This window comes from Rhizobium beringeri (assembly GCF_004306515.1).
Taxonomy (GTDB): Bacteria; Pseudomonadota; Alphaproteobacteria; order Rhizobiales; family Rhizobiaceae; genus Rhizobium; species Rhizobium beringeri.
Window position 1 is genome coordinate 4,645,412 of record NZ_SILG01000001.1, and the last position, 19,176, is coordinate 4,664,587.

Annotated in this window: 20 protein-coding genes; 10 read left to right on the forward strand and 10 right to left on the reverse strand. The window is 61.2% G+C overall.

Features of this window, described 5'->3' with window-relative positions; genetic code table 11:
• The first annotated feature begins 18 nt into the window (after positions 1-18).
• The gene (gene mbfA, locus ELH03_RS23040; protein ID WP_128404640.1) at positions 19-1,002 is read left to right on the forward strand and encodes an iron exporter MbfA; all 984 of its coding nucleotides are present in this window, start codon (positions 19-21) and stop codon (positions 1,000-1,002) included.
• A 563-nt stretch (positions 1,003-1,565) separates the two neighbouring features.
• Here mbfA and ELH03_RS23045 read toward each other — a convergent pair.
• Together ELH03_RS23045 and ELH03_RS23050 are read right to left on the reverse strand one after the other, a co-directional pair.
• Positions 1,566-2,165: a transglutaminase-like cysteine peptidase gene (locus ELH03_RS23045; protein WP_105007957.1), complete on the reverse strand. Its 600-nt coding sequence runs from the start codon at positions 2,163-2,165 to the stop codon at positions 1,566-1,568.
• A gap of 165 nt (positions 2,166-2,330) precedes the next feature.
• Positions 2,331-3,155 carry an alpha/beta hydrolase gene (locus tag ELH03_RS23050; protein WP_128404639.1) on the reverse strand — a complete coding sequence of 275 codons (825 nt, stop codon included), beginning with the start codon at positions 3,153-3,155 and terminating at the stop codon, positions 2,331-2,333.
• Positions 3,156-3,333: 178 nt separating this feature from the next.
• Here ELH03_RS23050 and infC point away from each other — a divergent pair, with 178 nt between their 5' ends.
• From infC to pheT, 5 genes are all read left to right on the forward strand, one after another.
• Positions 3,334-3,870: a translation initiation factor IF-3 gene (gene infC, locus ELH03_RS23055; RefSeq protein WP_075225634.1), complete on the forward strand. Its 537-nt coding sequence runs from the start codon at positions 3,334-3,336 to the stop codon at positions 3,868-3,870.
• Positions 3,871-4,195: 325 nt separating this feature from the next.
• Positions 4,196-4,399: a 50S ribosomal protein L35 gene (gene rpmI, locus ELH03_RS23065; RefSeq protein ID WP_003570998.1), complete on the forward strand. Its 204-nt coding sequence runs from the start codon at positions 4,196-4,198 to the stop codon at positions 4,397-4,399.
• A gap of 38 nt (positions 4,400-4,437) precedes the next feature.
• Entirely contained in the window at positions 4,438-4,842 is a 405-nt protein-coding gene (gene rplT, locus ELH03_RS23070; RefSeq protein ID WP_003544622.1) for a 50S ribosomal protein L20, read from the forward strand.
• A 150-nt stretch (positions 4,843-4,992) separates the two neighbouring features.
• Positions 4,993-6,075 carry a phenylalanine--tRNA ligase subunit alpha gene (gene pheS / locus ELH03_RS23075; protein ID WP_128404638.1) on the forward strand — a complete coding sequence of 361 codons (1,083 nt, stop codon included), beginning with the start codon at positions 4,993-4,995 and terminating at the stop codon, positions 6,073-6,075.
• A 16-nt stretch (positions 6,076-6,091) separates the two neighbouring features.
• Positions 6,092-8,515 (forward strand): phenylalanine--tRNA ligase subunit beta, encoded by a 2,424-nt coding sequence (gene pheT, locus ELH03_RS23080; RefSeq protein ID WP_130766679.1) that lies wholly within the window; start codon positions 6,092-6,094, stop codon positions 8,513-8,515.
• A 54-nt stretch (positions 8,516-8,569) separates the two neighbouring features.
• Here pheT and ELH03_RS23085 read toward each other — a convergent pair whose 3' ends face one another.
• Positions 8,570-8,929, reverse strand: coding sequence for a nuclear transport factor 2 family protein (locus ELH03_RS23085; protein WP_018244386.1), 360 nt, complete (start codon positions 8,927-8,929; stop codon positions 8,570-8,572).
• Positions 8,930-9,020: 91 nt separating this feature from the next.
• Positions 9,021-10,016 (reverse strand): aldo/keto reductase, encoded by a 996-nt coding sequence (locus ELH03_RS23090; RefSeq protein WP_128404636.1) that lies wholly within the window; start codon positions 10,014-10,016, stop codon positions 9,021-9,023.
• A gap of 236 nt (positions 10,017-10,252) precedes the next feature.
• Here ELH03_RS23090 and ELH03_RS23095 point away from each other — a divergent pair, with 236 nt between their 5' ends.
• Positions 10,253-11,161, forward strand: a complete 909-nt coding sequence (locus ELH03_RS23095; RefSeq protein ID WP_128404635.1) for a LysR family transcriptional regulator — start codon at positions 10,253-10,255, stop codon at positions 11,159-11,161.
• Positions 11,162-11,205: 44 nt separating this feature from the next.
• Here ELH03_RS23095 and ELH03_RS23100 read toward each other — a convergent pair whose 3' ends face one another.
• The gene (locus ELH03_RS23100; RefSeq protein ID WP_033181173.1) at positions 11,206-11,703 is read right to left on the reverse strand and encodes a YciE/YciF ferroxidase family protein; all 498 of its coding nucleotides are present in this window, start codon (positions 11,701-11,703) and stop codon (positions 11,206-11,208) included.
• 113 nt (positions 11,704-11,816) lie between these two features.
• On the opposite strand from ELH03_RS23100, the gene ELH03_RS23105 reads away from it, so the two are divergent.
• Complete coding sequence (locus ELH03_RS23105; RefSeq protein WP_128404634.1) at positions 11,817-12,509, forward strand: hypothetical protein; 693 nt, start codon at positions 11,817-11,819, stop codon at positions 12,507-12,509.
• A 43-nt stretch (positions 12,510-12,552) separates the two neighbouring features.
• On the opposite strand, the gene ELH03_RS23110 is transcribed toward ELH03_RS23105, so the two are convergent.
• On the reverse strand, positions 12,553-13,002 hold the full coding sequence (locus tag ELH03_RS23110) for a GNAT family N-acetyltransferase (protein WP_128404633.1): 450 nt from the start codon (positions 13,000-13,002) through the stop codon (positions 12,553-12,555).
• Between the two features lie 106 nt (positions 13,003-13,108).
• The gene (locus ELH03_RS23115) at positions 13,109-14,062 is read right to left on the reverse strand and encodes an aldo/keto reductase (RefSeq protein WP_130766681.1); all 954 of its coding nucleotides are present in this window, start codon (positions 14,060-14,062) and stop codon (positions 13,109-13,111) included.
• Between the two features lie 182 nt (positions 14,063-14,244).
• On the opposite strand from ELH03_RS23115, the gene ELH03_RS23120 reads away from it, so the two are divergent.
• A complete protein-coding gene (locus ELH03_RS23120) occupies positions 14,245-15,231 on the forward strand; it encodes a Gfo/Idh/MocA family protein (RefSeq protein ID WP_128404631.1) in 987 nt (328 codons plus the stop codon).
• A 105-nt stretch (positions 15,232-15,336) separates the two neighbouring features.
• Here ELH03_RS23120 and ELH03_RS23125 read toward each other — a convergent pair whose 3' ends face one another.
• Both ELH03_RS23125 and ELH03_RS23130 read right to left on the reverse strand, forming a co-directional pair.
• Entirely contained in the window at positions 15,337-15,714 is a 378-nt protein-coding gene (locus tag ELH03_RS23125; protein WP_128404630.1) for a GtrA family protein, read from the reverse strand.
• A complete protein-coding gene (locus ELH03_RS23130; protein WP_128404629.1) occupies positions 15,711-16,718 on the reverse strand; it encodes a glycosyltransferase in 1,008 nt (335 codons plus the stop codon). Before ELH03_RS23130 ends, ELH03_RS23125 begins: the two co-directional genes overlap by 4 nt.
• A 160-nt stretch (positions 16,719-16,878) precedes the next feature.
• Between ELH03_RS23130 and ELH03_RS23135 the strand changes: the two genes are divergently transcribed.
• Entirely contained in the window at positions 16,879-18,726 is a 1,848-nt protein-coding gene (locus tag ELH03_RS23135) for a hypothetical protein (RefSeq protein WP_128404628.1), read from the forward strand.
• Positions 18,727-18,849: 123 nt separating this feature from the next.
• Here ELH03_RS23135 and ELH03_RS23140 read toward each other — a convergent pair whose 3' ends face one another.
• Positions 18,850-19,095: a hypothetical protein gene (locus tag ELH03_RS23140; protein WP_128404662.1), complete on the reverse strand. Its 246-nt coding sequence runs from the start codon at positions 19,093-19,095 to the stop codon at positions 18,850-18,852.
• Positions 19,096-19,176: the final 81 nt, after the last annotated feature.

Consider the following 19,176-nt stretch of genomic DNA (forward strand, 5'->3'; position numbering starts at 1 on the left):
TAAAAATTGGAGAAGATCATGCTGGCGCGGTTTTTCAGATCCTCGAAACGATCTTTCGAGTCGCTGTCCGAGCAGGAGATCCTTGCCCTTGGGATCGCCTCCGAGGAAGACGATGCCCGCATCTATCTTGCCTATGCCGACAGGCTGCGCCGCGAGTTTCCGGCCTCGGCCAAGGTCTTCGAGGACATGGCCGAGGTCGAGGATACGCATCGCAAGTCGTTGATCGAGATCCATCGTCAGCGTTTCGGTGAACGCATTCCGTTGATCCGGCGCGAGCATGTGGAGGGCTTCTACGAGCGCAAGCCCGACTGGCTCAGGGCAAATCTTTCGCTGGATGCGATGCGCAGGGAAACCGAGGCGATGGAGGAGCAGGCTTATCGCTTCTATGTCGAGGCGGCAAAGCGGACCTCGGACGCCTCGACGCGCCAGCTTCTTGGTGATCTCGCCCTCGCCGAACAGGGGCATGAGGATGTCGCCCGCATGCTGGGCGACAAACATACGCCTGAAGATGTCAAGCACGACGAGGACGAGACGGTGCGCCGGCAATTCGTGCTGACCTATGTGCAGCCGGGCCTTGCCGGGCTGATGGATGGCTCGGTCTCGACGTTGGCGCCGATCTTCGCTGCCGCCTTCGCGACGCAGGATACCTGGCAGACCTTCCTCGTCGGCCTTTCGGCCTCCGTCGGCGCCGGCATTTCGATGGGCTTCACCGAAGCCGCCCATGACGACGGCAAGATCTCCGGCAGAGGCTCGCCGGTCAAGCGCGGCCTTGCCTGCGGCATCATGACGGCGCTCGGCGGCCTCGGCCACGCGCTGCCGTATCTGATCCCGCATTTCTGGACGGCGACGATCACCGCCGCTGTCGTCGTCTTCTTCGAGCTCTGGGCGATCGCCTTCATCCAGAACCGCTACATGGAAACCCCCTTCCTGCGCGCCGCCTTCCAGGTGGTGCTCGGCGGCGGCCTGGTGCTCGGCGCCGGTATCCTGATCGGGAATGGGTGAGGAGCGGTCGGGCGCAGCCCGAGCAATCGATCCAGTGAATCGATTGCAGCGACGAACGCCCTGAGCCCAAAGCGAAGGGCCGGGAGACGGTGCGTCATACTCGGCATCAAGCCGGTCGGGCGCAGCCCGAGCAATCGATCCAGTGAATCGATTGCAGCGACGAACGCCCTGAGCCCAAAGCGAAGGGCCGGGAGACGGTGCGTCATACTCGGCATCAAAGGCGGTCCGTGCCCTTCGCTTGCGCTCAGCGCATCGCGGCTTCGCCGCTCACCCCCTCATCTGCCTGCCGACATCTTCCCCCCGCTGGGGAGAAGCGGAGTCGTGGTACAGCCTCGCTCCCCTTGAAACCTTTGCTATATCGGAGATGGTCGTACGTCTTGCTCCCCCTTCTCCCCAGCGGGGAGAAGATGCCCGTAGGGCAGATGAGGGGGCTGAGGAGCGTTGGCGACGAACGCCTTGAGCGCAAGCGAAAGGCCGGCTAGCGGCAGCCCGCTGAGAACCATCACCCACAAAACAAAAAGGCCGGCAAATCGCCGGCCTTTCCACATTCTCTATCGCAACCCTTACCGCAGGGCACCGACCAGGACGTCGCGGCCGTTCTCGATGGTGACCCAGCGGCCGGCATTGTAGCTCGACTGGCGCTTGACGAAGGAATAGGGCGTCGCAAACCACGGCTTGACGTCGGAGGCGAGGTTGTCAAGCACGAAATCGCCCTCGGCGGTGCGCAACGTCAGCACGGCATGGCCTTCGCCATCCGGCTTGCGCACGACCGTCATCAGCAGGTCGGCAGCCGAAAAGCCGCGCTGGATCAGCATGCGGCGCTTCAGCAGCGCGAAATCCTCGCAGTCGCCGGCGGTGGTCGGATAGGCCCAGACCTCATCCTTGCCGTAGATTTCCTTGTCGGTCATCGGCGTGATCGTGCGGTTGACCGTGGCGTTGACCAAACGGACGAGCGACCACTTCCCTGGGTTCATGGCGACCGGGCCTGCGTTGCGGTTTGCACCGCATTCACTGCGGTGGATCTGACAGAAATCGTAGTGGCCGATCGGCTGTGAGGTGGCATTGCCTGTCACCATGGAAGCATTTCTGCTGGGGGCCGGTATGGCGGCCGTCGCCATCGCAAACACGGCCATCATGGCCACAAAGATACCCTTGATCCGCACGCCCGCTCTTTCCTTACATCGCCCCTTATTTATTAACAAAGTGTTAATGGAGAGGGCCGGAAAGAGTCAATCGTTACTTCTTGGGAGCACCTTGCGACTCGCGGACATGGTTAAAATGCAACGGGTTGGGGACCTGTATCATGCGAATTTATCCGCCGATGCCATTCAAGCGGGCATCTGCCTATTTGTTGATGAACGGATGATGCCTTTGACGGCGCTCACGAGCAGCGCGATATCGCCGGGGCGGGAAAGGCGATGGTCGCCGTCGCGAATGAAGGTCAACACCACGTCGTCGGCGGGAAGATGTTCGACCAGTTTCATCGCATGCGCATGCGGCACGTCAGCGTCTTTCATGCCTTGGAGGATGTGCACCGGGCAGCCCGTTTCGATGATGCCGTCGAGCACCCGGTTCTCGCGGCCGTCCTCGATCAGCGCCCGTGTATAGATGTTCGGTTCCGGGCTGTATTGCGAACGCTCTTCGAAATAGCCGCGCTCGGCAAGCGATTTGCGCTCCTTGGCTTTGAGGTTCGGCTCGATCAGCTCGGAGGTGAAATCTGGTGCCGGCGCGATCAGCACCATCCCTGCGAGCTTTGGGCCGCCTTGCCGCGCAAGTTCTTGTGCCAGCCTGAGCGCGATCCAGCCGCCCATCGAAGAGCCGACGAGGATCACGCGCTCGGGGGCGACATGGCGGATAACGGCAAGCGCCTCCTCCAGCCAGCGCGAGATCGTGCCGTCGCCGAAGCTGCCGCCGGAAAGTCCGTGGCCGGAGTAATCGAGGCGGATGCAGGCGGCGCCGAGTTCCGCCGCCAGCCCGTCGAGTTCCACCGCCTTGGTGCCGCTCATGTCGGAGCGGTAGCCGGACAGCCAGACGAGTGCCGGTGCGCCATAGCCGGCCTGCGCCGGGCGGACAAGCATGGCGATCTCACGCGCCGCCTCACCCTCGCCGACCGTCAGGAACTGCGGCTGGGCATTGGACAACTGATCGGACATCGGCGAAACTCCTGTTGTTTTGGCCTATAAAACAGATTCTTGGCAGGCTGACAGCGGGTGATTTTTCCGCTAAAGGATGATATTGACTCCGTTGCAGCGATGACGCGACACGTTTGTGCACCCCTGATTGGGAGCGCGATGCTGCAACGTTCCGAAACAACGCGAGGAGAATACGACCATTCGCAGACCTTTTAAAACCGACGCGCCCGTGAAGGACGGACCGCGCTCGAACCGTGAAATCCGCATTCCCAAAGTTCAGCTGATCGGGGCTGACGGTGAGAATATGGGCGTCGTGCCTACCGACCAGGCCTTGAGAATGGCGGAAGAAGCCGGCCTCGATCTCGTCGAAATTTCCCCCAATGTCGAACCGCCGGTGTGCAAGATCCTCGATCTGGGCAAGCTGAAATATGCCAACCAGAAGAAGGCTGCCGAGGCGCGCAAGAAGCAGAAGATCGTCGAAGTCAAAGAAATCAAGATGCGCCCGAACATCGACACCCATGATTATGAGGTGAAGATGAAGGCGATGGGTCGCTTCTTCGACGAAGGCGACAAGGTCAAGGTGACGCTGAAGTTCCGCGGTCGTGAAATGGCCCACCAGGAACTCGGCATGAAGCTTCTGCAGCAGGTCAAGGCCGATACGATCGAGTTCGCCAAGGTCGAAGCCGAACCCAAGCTCGAGGGCCGCCAGATGATGATGGTGCTGGCGCCGAAGTAAGCGTCAGGCAGTTTTTCGCCCAAGGCCGTCCGCAAGGGCGGCTTTTGTGCTTTCTGCCATTCTGCTTTGCGCCATTGTGTTTTCGGGTGAGCGAAGATTCCTCCGCGGCCCCGTTGCACTTTCATGACGCTGCGGTTATAAGCGCGCGTCCGAACTGACCGGCAGGGCATGCCGTGGCAGTTTCGAATGCTTGCGGAACGGTTCGTCGCCGATGCCGCAGATCAACAACAAACGCTCCCGCACCTTGTTGCGACGGCCGGAGAACCGGACTTCGCAGGAGGGCTTTTTTGATAAAGCGCGCAGGGAGGACAGAAGGAGTAGCAAAATGCCCAAGATGAAGACGAAATCCTCTGCCAAGAAGCGGTTCAAGATCACCGCAACCGGCAAGGTCAAGGCTGCCGCTGCTGGCAAGCGCCATGGCATGATCAAGCGTACCAACAAGTTCATTCGCGATGCACGTGGCACCATGGTTCTCGCAGAACCGGATGGCCGCAAGGTTATCAAGAATTACCTGCCGAACGGTCTCTGAGACTCGTCAGCGAACGCTAGATTTAAGGAGATCATGATATGGCACGTGTAAAAAGAGGCGTCACCTCTCATGCCAAGCACAAGAAGGTTCTGAAGGCAGCAAAAGGCTTTTACGGCCGCCGCAAGAACACCATCCGCACCGCCAAGGCTGCTGTCGATCGTTCGAAGCAGTACGCCTACCGCGACCGCAAGGTCAACAAGCGCAACTTCCGTGCGCTCTGGATCCAGCGTATCAACGCCGCTGTGCGTGAATTCGGCCTGACCTACGGCCGCTTCATCGACGGCCTGAACAAGGCTGGCATCGAAGTCGACCGCAAGGTTCTCTCCGACATGGCGATCCACGAGCCGGAAGCATTCGGCGCGCTGGTCAGCGCTGCCAAGAAGGCTCTTGAATACCTCAAGGAAGCCGGCACGGCGAACGAGTTTGAAGGCGCGGTCAAGTAACCAGCGCTTCCCAAGCTTTTGAATTTATGATTTTGGGAAACCCGCGCTGGTTTGGGCTAGCGCGGGTTTTTCTTTCTTTATATTCCTGGCGCCGGCCGGCGCCGCCTGCCTCCCGATCGCCCGCCTGATACTGGACGGAAAGAAGTGACAATGTCAGATATCGACCAGCTCAACACATCGCTGCTCGCCGAAATCGCCGCCGCCGATGACGAGACGGCGCTCGAAGCCGTGCGCGTTTCCGCCCTCGGCAAGAAGGGCTCCGTCTCCGAACTGTTGAAGACGCTCGGCGCCATGACGCCGGAAGAGCGCCAGAGCAAGGGCGCTGCGATCAACGTTCTGAAGAACGCAGTGACCGAGGCGCTCACCGCCCGCAAGGCGACGCTGCGGCAAGCGGCGATCGATGCGCGGCTGAAGGCCGAGACGGTCGACGTCAGCCTGCCGGTGCGCTCTTCGCCGGCCGAGCGCGGCCGCATCCATCCGATCAGCCAGATCGTCGACGAGATCACCGCGATCTTCGCCGACATGGGCTTCTCGATCGCCGAAGGTCCCGACATCGAGACCGATTATTACAATTTCACCGCGCTGAATTTCCCCGAAGGCCATCCGGCCCGCGAGATGCACGACACCTTCTTCTTCAATGCGGATGAGAATGGCGAGCGCAAGGTGTTGCGCACCCATACCTCGCCGGTGCAGGTGCGCACCATGGAGGCGCAGACACCGCCGATCCGCATCATCATTCCCGGCAAGACCTACCGCCAGGACAGCGACGCCACCCATTCGCCGATGTTCCATCAGGTCGAAGGTCTGGTTGTCGACAAGAAGGCCAATGTCGCCAACCTCCGCTGGGTGCTGGAAGAATTCTGCAAGACTTTCTTCGAGGTCGACAGCGTGACGATGCGTTTCCGCCCGTCCTTCTTCCCCTTCACCGAGCCCTCTTTCGAGGTCGATATCCAGTGCGACCGCTCCGGCCCGATCGTCAAGTTCGGCGAGGGTACCGACTGGATGGAAATCCTCGGCTGCGGCATGGTCCACCCGAACGTGCTGCGTTATGGCGGACTCGATCCGGACGAATATCAGGGTTTTGCCTGGGGCATGGGCCTCGACCGCATCGCCATGCTGAAATACGGCATGCCCGACCTGCGCGACTTCTTCAACGCCGACGTCCGCTGGATGACGCATTACGGCTTCCGCCCGCTCGACATGCCGACGCTGTTCGGCGGCCTCAGCGCTTGAACGGAGAATTGGGACGATGAAATTCACGCTCTCCTGGCTGAAAGAGCATCTGGAAACGGATGCCGGCCTCGATGAAATCTGCACGCGCCTCACCGAGATCGGACTGGAGGTCGAGGACGTCGACGACAAGGCAGCATTCAAGCCCTTCGTTATCGCCAGGGTCGTCTCGGCTGAAAAACATCCCCAGGCCGATCGGCTGAAGGTGCTGATGGTCGATACTGGTTCCGGCGCGCCGGTCCAGGTCGTCTGCGGCGCCCCGAATGCGCGCGCCGGTCTCGTCGGCGCCTTCGCAGCGCCCGGAACCTATGTGCCCGGTATCGACGTGACGCTCGCCGTCGGCAATATCCGCGGCGTCGAAAGCCATGGCATGATGTGCTCCGAAAAGGAGCTGCAGATCTCCGACAGTCACGACGGCATCATCGATCTACCCGAGGATGCGCCGGTCGGCCAGAGTTATGCCGCCTATGCGCATCTCGATGACCCGGTCATCGAGATCAACCTGACGCCCAACCGGCCGGATTGCACCAGCATCCACGGCATCGCCCGCGATCTCGCCGCCTCCGGCCTCGGCACGCTGAAGACGCGGCCCGCGCCGTCCTTCGCCGTCGAAGGCGAGACGCCGGTGAGGCTGACGCTCGATCTCGACGATCCGAAGCTCTGCCCAGGCTTTGCGCTCCGCCTCGTGCGCGGCGTCAGGAACGGCCCGAGCCCGCGCTGGATGCAGCAGCGGCTGATCGCCATCGGCCTGCGCCCCATCAACGCGCTTGTTGATGTCACCAATTACATGACCTTCGATCAGGGGCGGCCGATCCACGTCTTCGATGCCGCCAAGATCAACGGCAACCTGACAGTCCGCCGCGCCGTCGAGGGCGAGACGGTACTGGCGCTCGACCAGCGCGAATACAAGCTCTCGCCGAACAACGTCGTCATCGCCGATGACAATGGCATCGAATCGATCGGCGGCATCATGGGCGGCGAACATTCTGGCTGCGACGAGAATACCGTCGACGTGCTGATCGAATCCGCCCTCTGGGACCCGATGAACATCGCCAAGTCAGGCCGCAGCCTCGGCATCATCACCGATGCTCGCTACCGCTTCGAACGCGGCGTCGATCCGGAATACATGGTCCCGGGTCTCGAACGCACGACGGAACTGGTGCTGGAGCTTTGCGGCGGCACGGCTGCCAAGGCCGAGATCGTCGGTTACAAGGGTTACGAACCGAAGATCGTCGATTTCCCCTATTCGGAGGTCAAGCGCCTGACGGGCCTCGACGTCTCGAATGAGGAAAGCAACACGATTCTGACGCGTCTCGGCTTCAAGGTCTCCGGTTCCGGCGAGCGCGTCTCCGTCGCCGTTCCCTCCTGGCGCCCCGATGTCGATGGCAAGGCCGATCTCGTCGAAGAGGTCATGCGCATTCACGGCGTCGACAATATCAAGCCGGCGCCGCTCGAAAGCCATGCGGCCGTCAACGGCAAGATCCTGACGACGCTGCAGATCCGCACCCGCCTCGCCAAGCGGGCGCTCGCCGCGCGCGGCATGCTCGAAGCCGTCACCTGGTCCTTCATTCCGGAAGACCAGGCAAAGCAGTTCGGCGGCGGTTCGCCGGCCCTCAAGCTTGCCAACCCGATCGCCGCCGAAATGTCGGATATGCGCCCCTCACTTCTGCCGGGCCTGCTGTCAGCCGCCCAGCGCAATGCCGACAAGGGTTATGCCGACGTCGCCCTCTTCGAGGTCTCCGGCACCTATGAGAACGATCGGCCGGACGGTCAACGCCGCGTGGCCGGCGGCATCCGCCGCGGCACAGCATCGCTTGCCGGCGCCGGTCGCGCCTGGTCGAACGTCGCCAAGGGCGGCGGCAAGCCGGTCGACGTCTTCGACGCCAAGGCCGACGCGCTTGCCGTCATCGAAGCCTGCGGCCTGCCAATGGGCAATATCCAGATCGAGCAGGGCGGGCCGGAATGGTATCATCCCGGCCGCTCCGGCACGATCAAGATGGGGCCGAAGGTCGTGCTCGGCTATTTCGGCGAATTCCATCCTCTGACGCTGGAAGCGCTTGATGTCTCCGGCGTGCTGTGCGGCTTCGAGGTCTATGTCGACGCGATGCCGGATGCCAAGCGCAAGGCGACGCGGACCAAGCCAGCGCTCGAACTATCACCCTTCCAGGTGGTGCGGCGCGACTTCGCCTTCGTCGTCGACAAGACGGTGGAAGCAGGCGCCATCGTCAAGGCCGCCACAGGCGCCGACCGCAAGCTGGTGACCGGCGTCAACGTCTTCGACATTTTCGAGGGCGCATCGGTTGGCGACGGCAAGAAGTCGGTGGCGATCGAGGTGCAGATCCAGCCGGTCGAGCGCACGCTGACGGACGAGGATTTCGAGGCGCTGACGCAGAAGATCGTCGCCAGTGTCACGAAATTCACCGGCGGTGTCCTCAGAAGCTGAGCTTCACCCAGCGTCGTCAAATAATGGACCGGTCGCCAATAGCGGCCGGTTTTTTCACAGGTGCAGATGGAAGAGTTTGCCGACGATCGTCCAGCGGCCGTCGATCTTCAGCAGCGAGAGATAATCGGTAAAGCGCATGCCGGCGAAGTCGTCGGTGACCTTGACGCTTGCCGCATCGCCTTCGACATCGACGCTCTGAATGTCCATGTAGGGCTGCGTGCCGGGCGGCGCCGGCTCTTCCGCCAGGATCGCGGCGATGAACTCGTCCCGCGTCAGCCATTCGACGGCATTTTCGTAATGGCCGATGATCGAGCTTTTCGGGTGAAAGGCCTTTTTCAAGGCTGCCTCATTGGCGAAGGCCATGCCTTCGACATAGAGATGAACCGTCTGTTCGACTGCCTGCCTGTCCGACATATTTTCATCCCGTTCTCCGTGATGGCGTTAGATAGTTTCGCCAGCCCCGAAGGCAAGCCCGGCCGGTTGTGGCCGACCGGGCTTTTCAGGTTCAGATGTTCGTCATGGCAAGCGAGGCGTCCGAATAGCGCTTGCCGGCAACCTGCCCGGCCGGGATGACCTCTTCAAGCCTCGCAAGTTCCGCCGGGCTCAGCACGATATCGGCGGCCGCGGCGTTCTGTTCGAGATGATGGAGCTTGCGGGCGCCGGGGATCGGCACGATGTCATCGCCCTGGTTCAACACCCAGGCCAGCGCCAGTTGCGCCGCCGTCACGCCTTTCTCAGCGGCAAGCCGCTCGAGCGTCGCGACGAGGGCGGCATTGGCGTCGAAATTTTCCGCCTGGAAACGCGGCACCTGCCGGCGGAAATCGTCCGCGTCGAGATCCTCCGCCTTGCGGATCGCCCCGGTCAGGAAGCCGCGCCCAAGCGGGCTGTAGGGCACGAAGCCGATGCCGAGTTCGCGGCATGTCGCAAGCACCTCCTCTTCGGGATCACGGGTCCAGAGCGAATATTCGCTCTGCAGGGCTGCGATCGGATGGACCGCATGCGCGCGGCGAATGGTGGCGCTGCCGGCTTCCGAAAGTCCGAGCGCGCGGACTTTCCCTTCCTTCACCAGCTCCGCCATGGCGCCGACCGTTTCTTCGATCGCGACGTTGGGATCGACCCGGTGCTGGTAGAAGAGGTCGATGGTTTCGATGCCGAGGCGTTTCAGCGAGGCCTCGGCCACGACTCGCACATGCTCGGGGCGGCTGTCGACGCCGGTGATGGCGGCAACACCCGGCTTGCTGGCATCGATCTTGAAGCCGAATTTGGTGGCGATCACCACGCGGTCGCGGAACGGCTTCAGCGCTTTGCCAAGAAGAACCTCGTTGGCAAAGGGACCATAGACTTCGGCGGTGTCGAAGAAAGTGACGCCGAGATCGATGGCGCGATGCAGTGTCTTGATCGATTCCGCATCGTCGCTGGCGCCATAGGCAAAGCTCATGCCCATGCAGCCAAGACCGACGGCAGAGACGGTCAGATCGTTTCCGAGTTTCCGGGTTTTCATGATGCGCTCCTTTTTGAGCTGTTTTGAACCGCCAGAGCATGATGCCGAAAAGTATGAGCGGTTTTCGGACGACATCGTGCTCTAACTATTTAATTCAGAACAGGATTCAGATTTTGGGCCGACCGGCCTGAAATCATCCTGTTCTGGTGTTGTTGCGGTACGGGCAGACCATATCGCTGCCGCATCAATCAGAAAATACATGCAGTTTTTAACAGGTTGTTCTATCCTTTCGATCAATGAACAGAACCCAGCTCTCGCAACTCGCCGTTCTCGCCGCCGTCTCGGAGCATCGCAGTTTCCGGGCCGCGGCGAAGGAACTCCTCGTCGCGCCCTCGGCCGTCAGCCATGCGATCTCCAGCCTTGAGGACAGTTTGGGGGTGCGGCTGCTGGCGCGCACCACCCGCAGCGTGGCGCCGACGGAGGAGGGTCTCCTGCTTCTCGAAAGACTTCGTCCCGCACTCGAGGAGATTGATATTGCCTTGGAGGCCGTCCGCGAGACGCGCGGCAAGCCGGCCGGAAACCTGCGCATCACCGCGCCGCGCTTCGCCTCCGATCTGCTGCTCGCCCCGCGCCTCGGCGACTTTCTCAATCTCTATCCCGATATCACCCTGGAGATCGCCAACGAGGACGGCTTCATCGATATCGTCAAGGAGGGTTTCGATGCCGGTATCCGGCTGGAGGAGAGCCTGGAGGCCGATATGATCGCGGTCAGGATTTCGCCCAATCTGACGACGGTGATCGCCGCTTCGCCCGAATATTTCGAGCATCATCCAAAGCCGGAGCATCCGCGCGATCTCGTCCATCACCGTTGCATCAAGCGGCGCTTCACCAACGGCTCGATCTATCGCTGGGAATTCGAAAAGGACGGGCAGGAACTTGTCGTTTCGGTTGACGGGCCGCTGATCGTCAGCGAGGACCGGCTGGCCCTGCTCGCAGCGCTGAACGGTGCGGGTCTTGCCTATCTCTTCGACATGCGGGTCTATGCTGAATTGGCGGGCGGTAAGCTTGTGCGGGTGCTGGAAGATTGGTGCGCGCCCTATTCCGGGCCGTTTCTCTATTATCCCACCCGGCGGCAGATGCGCCCGGCGCTGCGCGCCTTCATCGATTTCTTCAGATACAGCGCGCAGGATACGGGCGGCCGGTAAGGAATGGGACCGGGCCGCCCGTTCTCATTAGGGCGCCGTGTGCATCAGGCAGCCTTTGCCTTCTGGTTTGCCGCCGTGGTGGCGAGCTGGGAGAGGGTCTTGTCGGTGGCCGTTTCCTGCTGCAGCGTCTGGTCGAGTAGGCCGACGACTTCCTTCAGACCGAGCGTTGCGGCCCAGGTCTTCAGCGTGCCGTAACGGGCGATTTCATAATGCTCGACGGCTTGAGCCGCAGAGATCAGGCCGGCATCGAGAGCTGATGTGCCCTTGAATTCCTCCATGATTTCCTCGCCCTCGGCGATGATGCCCTGGATCGCCTCGCAGGTCTTGCCCTGGGCGCGTTTGCCGATCAGTTCGAAAACCTGCTGCAGGCGTTCGACCTGGCCTTCGGTTTCCTCGCGGTGTTTTTCGAAGCCCTTCTTCAGTTCGGCGGACTGGGCGGCGCGTGCCATCTTCGGCAGGGCGCGCAATATCTGCCGTTCAGCAAAGTAGATGTCCTTGAGGGTGTCGTAGAAGAGATCTTCCAACGTCTTTTCCTTGGCCATTTTCTCGATCCTTGTTCTGGGGAAAACCGCGAATGCGGCGACACATTAAGAAGAGAAGATCGCGCTAATTGTTCCCGATCGATTTCGGGTGGACTGGAAATCGGTGCCGGGCGATGATTCCTGCGGTGGATGTGGGAGGTAAAGTCATGCGAAAGCCGAATTCGATGAAGGGTCTGGAGGACCTTGGCCGCGTGCGGCTGTCGCAAAACTTCTTCCTTCGCGATTTCCTGCATTCCGAAATCGCCGATTTCTACCGTATTCCCAATATCCCCGCGGATCCCGATCTGGCGATCGAGGCGGGCAAGAGGCTCTGCGAGGAATTGCTGGAGCCGCTAGAGGCAACGTTCGGGCGCCTGCATGTCCGTTCCGGCTATCGCTCGCCCGCGGTCAACAGGTTCGGCAATGAGAACAAGCTGAACTGCTCGACCAATGCCGCCACATCAGCGCATCACATCTGGGATATGAGGGACTTTGACGGCTGCATGGGTGCAGCCGTCTGCATTGCCGTGCCATGGATGGTCGACCATTACCACGATGAAAGCGACTGGCAGCGGCTCGCCTGGTGGATTCACGACCACCTGCCTTATGCCTCGCTCTGCTTCTTCCCGAAGCTCTGGGCCTTCAATATCCAATGGCACGAACGGCCGAAACGGGTGATCCAGAGCTATGTCAGCCCGCGCGGCATCCTCACCAAACCCGGCATGGCCAATTGGGAAGGCGATCATTCAAAATGGTATGCGGGTTTTCCATCGCTTACGGCGCCACGCGTCTTTTCGAGAGCCGCAAAGGATGCTGTAACACTTTGAATTGCTGCATAATTTTATCCTTAATCGGTTCCGATTTAAAGAATTATGCAGTGAAGCTGATGCGATAGCGGATATGGCCGTCGCTTTCGACATAGCTGTCATAGAGCGTCCGCGCCGTCTTGTTCTGCTCGCTCGTATGCCAGTAGAGCCGTGACCAGCCCTTGGCTTTGCAGGTCGAAACGAGATCGTCCATCAGCGCCCGCCCGAGGCCTTTTCCGCGCGCATCGGCATCGACGAACAGGTCTTCGAGATAGCAGTCCCTGCCGTGGATCCACGTGCCCTCATGCGTGAGATAGAGCGCAAAGCCCATCATCCGGCCATCGACTTCGGCGACGCGCATCGCAATCGCCGACGCCGGATCGAAGACCCGGCGCCATGTGGAATCGGTGATATCGGCATCGACCGTGACTTCGTAAAAGGCGAGGTAGGCCGCCCAAAGTTCGCGCCAGCGGGCTTCGTCCTCGGGGCGGGCATCGCGTATCGTAACGGTCATTGGGCTCTTCTCTTTACAGCGCCGCGCGTCTTTCAGACGCGCAAAGGACGCTGTAACACTTGAGTTGCTGCATAATTTACCCTTAAATCGATTCCGATTTAAGGAATTATGCAGTGGCGCCGGCTTGGTCGAGCAGCGCCATCGCGTCATCGGAAAGCGCAAGTGTCGCCGATTTCGCCAGGCTTTCAAGCTGCGAAAGGCTGGTCGCGCTGGCGATCGGCGCCGTCACGCCCTTCTTGCGCAGCAGCCATGCGAGCGAAATTTCCGCGGGCTTGGCGCCGGTTTCGGCCGAAACCTTGTCGAGCGCGGCTAGGATGCGCAGGCCCTTGTCGTCGAGATATTTCGAAACCCGGCCCTCGCGCGCGCGGCCTTGCGTATCGGTCTTGCTGCGGTATTTGCCGGTGAGGAAGCCGGCGGCGAGGCTGAAATAGGTGATGACGCCGATGTCTTCTTTGACGCAGAGATCGGCAAGCGGCCCCTCGAAGCTGGCGCGCTCATAGAGATTATATTCCGGCTGCAGCACATGGTAACGCGGCAGGCCGGCCTTCTCGGCCGCGTCGAACGAGGCCTGAAGCAGCTTCGCATCATAGTTCGAGCAGCCGATGGCGCGGATCTTGCCCTGCTGCTTCAGCTTGGCAAAGGCGCCGAGCGTTTCCTCGTGCGGCGTATCGGCATCTGGCCAGTGCGAGAGATAGAGGTCGATATAATCGGTCTGTAGCCGGCGCAGAGAATCCTCGACTGCCTTGAGGATATAGGTCTCCTTCAGCGTCTTTCCCTGGCCCATGTCGGAGCCGACCTTGGTGACGATGACAGCCTTGTCGCGGGAAACCTTGGCTTGGCTTAGCCAGCGCCCGATGATCTCCTCGGAATCGCCACCCTTGTTGCCCGGAACCCAGGCGGAATAGACATCGGCCGTATCGATCGTGTTCAGGCCCGCATCGAAGAAGGCGTCGAGAATGGCGAAGGATGTTTTCTCGTCGGCCGTCCAGCCGAAGACATTGCCGCCGATGACGATCGGCGCGACCGAAAGACCTGTTTTTCCAAGCCGGCGCACTTCCATGACGCTCTCCAATATGGTGATGTGATTGAAATCGCGGATACGGCAGAACGCCGCCCTGACGAGAACCTAGCGCGATCGCGCCATCAGGGAAACCAAACTTCCGTGATTTCAAAGGTCGCGCCATTGCGCCGCAGTCAAGGCCTGAATATGGTTCGCGGAAATCAGTTTGGGAGGCTTGGATCATGCTGCGCTTCGGTATCATTTCAACGGCGAAGATCGGCCGCGACAATGTCGTTCCGGCGATCCAGGATGCGGAAAATTGCGTCGTCACGGCGATTGCCAGCCGTGATCTCACGCGCGCAAGGGAGATGGCCGATCGCTTCTCCGTGCCGCATGCCTTCGGCTCCTACGAGGAGATGCTGGCCTCCGACGTCATCGACGCCGTCTACATCCCGCTGCCGACCTCGCAGCATATCGAATGGTCGATCAAATCAGCCGATGCCGGCAAGCACGTGCTTTGCGAAAAGCCGCTGGCGCTGAAATCAGGCGATATCGACGACGTGATCGCCGCCCGCGACCGCAACCGGGTGGTGCTCACCGAAGCCTATATGATCAACTATTCGCCGGTCTGGCAGAAGGTGCGCTCGTTGATCGATGAGGGCACGATCGGGTCGCTCCGGCATGTGCAGGGCGCCTTCACCTATTTCAACCGCGACCCTGCCAACATGCGCAACGTTCCCGAGCTCGGCGGTGGCGGCCTTCCCGATATCGGCGTCTATCCCGTCATGAGCACCCGTTTTTCCACTGGCAAGGAGCCGCTCTGGATCCAGGCGATCACCGAGCGCGATACGGATTTTGGCACGGATATCTATTCGAGCGTCAAGGCCGATTTCGGCGATTTCGAGCTGAGCTTCTATATCTCGACGCAGATGGCCAACCGCCAGGTGATGGTCTTCCACGGCACCGAAGGTTACATCGAGGTCAAGTCGCCATTCAACGCCAATCGCTGGGGACCGGAAGAGATCGAGCTTGCCGACCGCAGCCACAGGGAATCGCGCATCTTCCGCTTCCAGGACAGCCGCCAGTACAAGCGGCAGGTCGAGGCCTTCGCCCGGGCGGTGACGAACGGCAAGGAAGAGATCGTCACGCTCGAAAATTCGAAGCTGAACCAGAAGGTGATCGACGCGATCTATCGCGCCAGCGAGAAGGACGGCTGGGAGGCAGTCTAGCGCATAATCTTTCCGAAAATCGGGATCGATTTTCGGAAAGATTATGCGCCAATTTAAAGTGTTAGAGCGTCCTTTGCGCGTCCTTTTGGACGCGCGGCGCTCTAATCACTCGGCACGGAAGACGAAGCGCGAATAGCCGAAAAAGCTGAAGACCATCGAGGCGAGGCTGGCGACCACCATGGCCGCAAGCGGCTGAAGCGCCGGCAGCGAAAGCAGAAGGGCGGAATAGAGCCCGTAATTGACGAGCGCTGCCGTCACCCCGACCGAGCCGTAGCGGAAGCCTTCGGCGGCGAGCGAACGGCCGGTGCGATCGAAGGTGAAGCTCCGGTTGAAAGCCCAGGTCGCGGCCATCGCGAAGGCGATCGCAATGAGTCGCGCCAGAAAAGGCCCGAGCGGCGTCAGATGGAGCAGCGCCGACAGGATGCCGGCATCGACGAGGAAGCCGATGCCGCCGGCAATCGTGAAGCGGATGAGTTTTCTCATGCCGCATCCGCCTTGCCGGGACGCGCGCGCGACACTGGCCCTGCGTCGCTGAGCGGCGCCTTTAACGCGCTCGGCCTGTCCAGGCCCATATAATGGATACGGAGCTGTTCGGCGCGGGCACGCGCAACGGAATCCAGGATGACGCCGGCGGTAAACAGCATGAAGGATATCATCATCAGCGCCGTCGACAGCACCCAGGTCGGCATGCGGCTGACGAGACCCGTCTCGAAATATTCCGCCAGCACCGGCGCCATGAAGCCGAGGCTCGCCAGCATGAAGGTGGCGCTGATCGCGCTGAAAAAGGCGAAGGGCCGGGTTTCCTTCATCAGCATCGCGAACATCCAGAGGATCTTGCCGCCGTCACGGAACGTCGAAAGCTTGGAATGCGAGCCTTCCGGCCGGCGGCCGTAATCGAGCTCCAGCTCGCTGACCGGCAGCTTCAGCCGGGAGGCATGCACGGACATTTCGGTTTCGATCTCGAAGCCGCCTGATACCGCCGGGAAACTCTTGACGAAGCGGCGCGAAAACGCGCGGTAGCCGGAGAAGATATCGGTGAAATCAGGGCCGAAGATCATCCGGTAGAGCAGGTTGAAAAGCCGGTTGCCGAGCGCATGGCCCTGACGGCCGGCATCGTCGTGCACGCCGCGGCGGGTGCCGACCACCATGTCGGCGCGCTCGGTCAGCAGCGTGCGCACCAGCTCTTCGGCATCCTCCGGCGCATAGGTGCCGTCGCCGTCGGCGATGATGTAGATGTCTGCCTCGATGTCGGCGAACATGCGGCGCACGACATGGCCCTTGCCCTGGCGCCGCTCGCGCACGACATGCGCGCCGGCAAGCATTGCCTGCAGCGCGGTGCCGTCGGTGGAATTGTTGTCGTAGACGTGGATCGCAGCATCGGGCAGCGTCGCCCGGAAGCCCTGGACGACAGGGCCGATCGTCGCCGCTTCATTATAGCAGGGAAGCAGGACGGCAATATTCAGATTGTCGGTACGCGATCGGGCCATGACTCTACTCGTTACACTTAAAGCCGCGCTCAGCCTAAATCACGCGCCGTTAATAAGACCCTATGACGCAGGCAAAATCAGCGGCTGCCACAAACGGCTTTACACTTTCTTGATCGGCGGCGGCTAAGCTTCGCTATCTGGAAACGAACCGCTAACCACAATGAACGCTGTGCAGCCGATCGCCCATGCATCCCCCGTGACCGACGCCCCCAGGGGCGGGGTGCGCGGCCTGCTGACGCGTCTCTGGCCAACCGTCATCACCTATAGCGTCATCCTTGCCGCCGCCATCCTCATCACCAGGCTTTCCGGTGCCACCGATTACGTCGGCCCCGACAATGACGACGGAATGCGTCTCGTCGAAGTTCGCGATTTTCTGGCCGGGCAGGGCTGGTTCGATCTGATGCAATACCGTCTCGGCCTCGACGGCGGCACGCTGATGCACTGGTCGCGGCTGATCGACCTGCCGATCGCCTCGCTGATCTGGTTCTTCGGCCTGTTTGCATCCCATGAGACGGCCGAGGCGCTGGCGCTCGGCGTCTGGCCGGTATCGCTCATCCTGCCCGCCATGCTCGCCATGGCGGTTGCCGGTCGGCGCATCGGCGGTGTTGCCGCCATGCACATCAGTCTCGGCTTGACCGGTCTTGCGATTTACACCGGAAACCGTTTCGCGCCGGGCGCCATCGATCATCACAATGCGCAGCTGGCTTTGGTCGCGACGATGATCGCGATGCTGCTGGATCCCGAGCGTCGTGCCTGGAGTTATGCGGTCGCCGGCATCGCGGCAGCGGTTGCCATCGCCATCGGCGCCGAGACGACACCTTTCGTCGCCGCAGTCTGCCTGACCATTGCCCTGCTCTGGGCATGGGAGGGCGAAGATTTCGCTGCCGCCGCGAGGGCCTTCGGGCTGGCGCTGGCGATTGCGATTAGCATCCTCTTCTTCGCAACAGTGCCGCCCCGGCTTTATTCGATGGTCACCTGCGACAATCTCTCGCTCGGCTATTACAGCCTGGCGGCGATCGGCGGCGGGTTGCTGTTGTTTTCGGCGGTTTTTGCCAGCCGCCTGCGCCGGCCCCTGCGCTTTGCCGCGCTCGCCGTCGTCGGCGCCGGTGTTTTCGGTTCGGCGATCGTGATCGCACCGCAATGCCTGAGCGATCCGCTGGCCAGTCTCGATCCGATGCTGGTCGAACTCTGGCTCAGGAATGTATCGGAAGCGCAGTCGTTTTTCGTTATCGGGCGCACCGATCCCTTCTCGATCGGTGGCTTCTATGCGGCCGGCCTGTTCGGTATCGCCGTCTGCATCTTCCGCATCGTTCAGCGTGACCGCGTGCAGATCCACCTGATCCTGCTCTTCCTGCTGATGACGAGCTGGGCAATCGCACTGGTCCAGGTGCGCGGTTCCACGTTCTCGAACCTGATCTCGATCCTGCCGCTTGCCCTGCTGATCATCGATATCAAGCGTATCTCCAACGGTGACAGCGAGAATGTCGCCGCCGCCTTCATCTATATCGTGACCGTGCTCGCAAGTGCTCCGGCCGCCTGGGCCGTCGGTGGCGGGTTTATCTCGCTACAGATGGAGAATGCTGCCCAGAAGAAGGCAGCGAAGCCGGCAAAGGAAATTTCCTGCACATCGCAAGCAGCGCTGGCGCCGCTCGCCGGGCTTCCGGTCGGCCTGGTCTCCGCACCGTCGGAGATGGGCGTGCCGATCCTGCGCTTCACCAGCAACCGAGTTCTCTCCGCGCCCTATCATCGCAATCAGGGCGGCATGCTGACGGAACTGCACATCGGCATGGCGGAGCCGCAGGAGGCGGAAGCCTTCCTCAAGGGGACTGGCGTGATGGCGCTTGCCTTCTGCCCCGGCGACCTGCAGACACGCGAGATCGCCAAGCTGAAGCCGGATGGGCTCTATGCGCAGCTCGGCAAAGGGAATATCCCGCCCTATCTGGAACCGCTCCCGAAGGCGGCGGACGTGGGCGTGCAGTTCTTTCGCTATCGGCCGGCGACGAATTGACGCCGGCAAGTTTCAACGATGGAATAAAGCATGTCGCGCAAAACTGTACAGCGGTTTGGCGAATATGCGTTTGAGATAAGGACCTGAAGCGCGAGGAGCGATCTGAAAGATCGCGACGCGCTTTCAGTGTGGGACACGCGTGGAGCGACGAAGGCGCTGATTGGCAAAGAGCCCGAGCACGAAGAGCATGAGGCCGCCATTATAGCCAAGCACGGCATAAACGAATGCCAGAATGGACACCGGCCCCGGCGAGGTTATCGCCGCCAGCGCGAATGTCATTCCGATCAACGCGGCGACCAACGCGATCACGCCAGCCGAGCGCATTTGCCCGGCGCTGATGCCCAATGCTGCTGCTGTGAGAATAATCATTTCAGCACCTTCCCAGAGATAACGAGGGGAAGCATAGGAAGCGCCAACTAACAAAGATTTACCGGCGGTCATCGCCGAAAA

Excerpts from the sequence above, each read along its gene's own strand:
- pheT (WP_130766679.1), top strand. The coding sequence starts at position 6,092 with ATGAAATTCACGCTCTCCTGGCTGAAAGAGCATCTGGAAACGGATGCC.
- ELH03_RS23050 (WP_128404639.1), bottom strand. The coding sequence starts at position 3,155 with ATGTCCGATCAGTTGTCCAATGCCCAGCCGCAGTTCCTGACGGTCGGC.
- ELH03_RS23130 (WP_128404629.1), bottom strand. The coding sequence starts at position 16,718 with ATGGCCCGATCGCGTACCGACAATCTGAATATTGCCGTCCTGCTTCCC.
- pheS (WP_128404638.1), top strand. The coding sequence starts at position 4,993 with ATGTCAGATATCGACCAGCTCAACACATCGCTGCTCGCCGAAATCGCC.
- ELH03_RS23115 (WP_130766681.1), bottom strand. The coding sequence starts at position 14,062 with ATGGAAGTGCGCCGGCTTGGAAAAACAGGTCTTTCGGTCGCGCCGATC.
- ELH03_RS23125 (WP_128404630.1), bottom strand. The coding sequence starts at position 15,714 with ATGAGAAAACTCATCCGCTTCACGATTGCCGGCGGCATCGGCTTCCTC.
- rpmI (WP_003570998.1), top strand. The coding sequence starts at position 4,196 with ATGCCCAAGATGAAGACGAAATCCTCTGCCAAGAAGCGGTTCAAGATC.
- mbfA (WP_128404640.1), top strand. The coding sequence starts at position 19 with ATGCTGGCGCGGTTTTTCAGATCCTCGAAACGATCTTTCGAGTCGCTG.
- ELH03_RS23120 (WP_128404631.1), top strand. The coding sequence starts at position 14,245 with ATGCTGCGCTTCGGTATCATTTCAACGGCGAAGATCGGCCGCGACAAT.
- ELH03_RS23095 (WP_128404635.1), top strand. The coding sequence starts at position 10,253 with ATGAACAGAACCCAGCTCTCGCAACTCGCCGTTCTCGCCGCCGTCTCG.
- ELH03_RS23110 (WP_128404633.1), bottom strand. The coding sequence starts at position 13,002 with ATGACCGTTACGATACGCGATGCCCGCCCCGAGGACGAAGCCCGCTGG.
- rplT (WP_003544622.1), top strand. The coding sequence starts at position 4,438 with ATGGCACGTGTAAAAAGAGGCGTCACCTCTCATGCCAAGCACAAGAAG.
- ELH03_RS23085 (WP_018244386.1), bottom strand. The coding sequence starts at position 8,929 with ATGTCGGACAGGCAGGCAGTCGAACAGACGGTTCATCTCTATGTCGAA.
- ELH03_RS23105 (WP_128404634.1), top strand. The coding sequence starts at position 11,817 with ATGATTCCTGCGGTGGATGTGGGAGGTAAAGTCATGCGAAAGCCGAAT.
- ELH03_RS23090 (WP_128404636.1), bottom strand. The coding sequence starts at position 10,016 with ATGAAAACCCGGAAACTCGGAAACGATCTGACCGTCTCTGCCGTCGGT.
- ELH03_RS23140 (WP_128404662.1), bottom strand. The coding sequence starts at position 19,095 with ATGATTATTCTCACAGCAGCAGCATTGGGCATCAGCGCCGGGCAAATG.
- ELH03_RS23135 (WP_128404628.1), top strand. The coding sequence starts at position 16,879 with ATGAACGCTGTGCAGCCGATCGCCCATGCATCCCCCGTGACCGACGCC.
- ELH03_RS23100 (WP_033181173.1), bottom strand. The coding sequence starts at position 11,703 with ATGGCCAAGGAAAAGACGTTGGAAGATCTCTTCTACGACACCCTCAAG.